General features: G+C 70.7%; 3 protein-coding genes. All 3 read right to left on the bottom strand.

Annotated elements, in window-relative coordinates; translation table 11 throughout:
* A partial coding sequence (locus QH283_RS17005; RefSeq protein ID WP_280503970.1) for an enoyl-CoA hydratase-related protein occupies positions 1–370 on the bottom strand: 370 nt, incomplete at its 3' end.
* A gap of 34 nt (positions 371–404) precedes the next feature.
* Positions 405–707, bottom strand: coding sequence for a putative quinol monooxygenase (locus QH283_RS17000; protein ID WP_280503969.1), 303 nt, complete (start codon positions 705–707; stop codon positions 405–407).
* Positions 708–873: 166 nt separating this feature from the next.
* On the bottom strand, positions 874–1,227 hold a 354-nt coding region (locus QH283_RS16995; protein ID WP_280503968.1), incomplete at its 5' end, for an MMPL family transporter.

The following is a 1,227-nucleotide window of genomic DNA, read 5'->3' as shown; positions in this document are numbered from 1 at the left end:
GGGCGCTTGCATTTTGGGGGTTTGTTTTTGGTGCTCTCGCGCTGCGGTGGGGGGGGTTTTTGGGGGGTGTTTGGGGTTTTGGCCGCGGGGGTTTTGGGGGGCGCGGGCCGGGGGCCGCCCACTCCACCCAGTCCGGGCTGTCCATGTCCTCCTGGCCGCCGCCCGCGCTCAGGTCCATGCCGACGCAGAAGTACTTGCCCGTCGCGGTGAGGACGATGACGCGCACGTCGTCGTCGAGGTCGGCGGCGGTGATGGCCGCGCCGAGTTCGTTCGCCATGTCGGCGGTGAAGCCGTTGCGCGCCTCGGGCCGGTTCAGCGTGATCGTGGCGATCGCGTCCTCGACGGCGTAGGTGATGGTCGTGTAGGTCATCGGCGTTCCCTTCTGCGGGCGATCGGAGCGGTGATCAGAGCGCGCCGATCACCGGGTCGCCCGCGGGAACGGCCTCGAGGGTCGCGATGTCGGGGGCGGCGGCGAGGTGATCGCGCAGGCCTGCGCCCAGTTGCCGCATGGCCGCGCCCTTCATGTGCGCGCCGAGCGCCTCCTGGGAGGCCCACTTCTCGACCATCACGAACACGCCGGGCGCGCCGGTCTTGCGGTGCAGCGCGTAACGCAGGCAACCGTCCTCGGCGTGCACGGCGGAGGCCACGTCGGAGAGCACCTTCTCGACGTCGTCCTCGTGGCCGGGCTTTGCGGTTATGGTTGCCACGACGACGATGGGGGCGGCCATGGGTATCTCCTTCGATAGCACCGGGTTATAACGATCGATATAATCGGCGAGCGTACAAGTGCGGGCACCCGACCGCAAGAGTGTGGAACCGCCGCGCGCCCGGCCCGCCGGAGACGGCACGGGCCGGGGACAGGCGGACCGGAACCTACTCGGCCGCCACCGGGGCGGCGGCTTCGCGTTCCCGGCGCGGGAACGGCGACCACCAGTTGGCCGCGCCGAGCAGGCGGACCGTGGCGGGCACAAGCAGCATGCGTACCAGGGTGGCGTCGAGGACCAGGGCGATGATCATGCCGAGGCCGAGCATCCGCATCGGCGTCAGCGGCGACAGCGCGAACGCTCCGGTGACCAGCACCAGCAGGGTCGCGGCGGCGGTGACCACCCTGGCGGTGCGTACCGTGCCGACCCGCGCGGCCTCGGTGGTGTCCGCGCCCCCGTCGTGGGCCTCCACCATGCGCGAGAGCAGGAACACCTCGTAGTCGGTGGACAGCCCGAAGACCAC

Source organism: Nocardia farcinica (assembly GCF_029867845.1).
GTDB classification, from domain to species: domain Bacteria; phylum Actinomycetota; class Actinomycetes; order Mycobacteriales; family Mycobacteriaceae; genus Nocardia; species Nocardia farcinica_A.
This window is presented reverse-complemented; position numbering and strand designations above follow the sequence as displayed.